Genomic DNA, 614 nt, shown 5'->3' on the forward strand with positions numbered 1-614 from the left:
TTCAATACGTTGATTAGTTCAATTAAAGAGAAACTTTGGCCTCTAGGTAACGATGTTACATTTGTACCGGGTCATGGTCCTCAATCTACCTTCGGTCACGAGCGCAAAACCAACCCGTTTGTTGCTGACGAGATGCCACTATACTAGCGCCTTGTCTGTACTCGTTACTATTCTGGCTCGGCGGCCGCTAAGTATCGCCGAGTCAGCCCTACAAATTCGTCGGCTTCCCTGTCTAAATCACTGGCAGAAATAAACACATCATAGCCGTAAAATTTTCTCTGATACTTCATTCTATTCGCCAACATGGCTTGCAAACCGTCGTATTGTTTTCCCGCTTTGCTAGTGTACGGTTGTGGGTCGAGTACCATATCTTCAAATTTCTCTTCACAATGGTTCTGCCTTGCGCCCAGATACAACAAAGCGCGTTGGCTAAGTAAAATCTCCGTCGCGATACGCGGGCAAATTGCATCAAGGTAAGGGGAATAGTGCTTCAAGCGGATGCCTATCCACGGGAGCGGTTGATGCCAGCCGTCTTGTTGATAACTGCATATACCAATGGACTCAATATTTCGCCAACGGACAACCCAACCGCCTTTAAACAGGTGTTGCTGAAA

The 614-nt window shown here is 46.7% G+C and carries 1 protein-coding gene and 1 pseudogene; one reads left to right on the forward strand and one right to left on the reverse strand.

Features of this window, described 5'->3' with window-relative positions:
- A pseudogene (locus R7044_RS26415) lies at nucleotides 1-147 on the forward strand (MBL fold metallo-hydrolase); the annotation flags it as partial.
- Between the two features lie 20 nt (nucleotides 148-167).
- On the opposite strand, the gene R7044_RS26420 reads toward R7044_RS26415, so the two are convergent.
- A partial coding sequence (locus R7044_RS26420; RefSeq protein WP_225456139.1) for a DUF2982 domain-containing protein occupies nucleotides 168-614 on the reverse strand: 447 nt, incomplete at its 5' end.

The organism is Vibrio sp. 1402, from assembly GCF_033340275.1.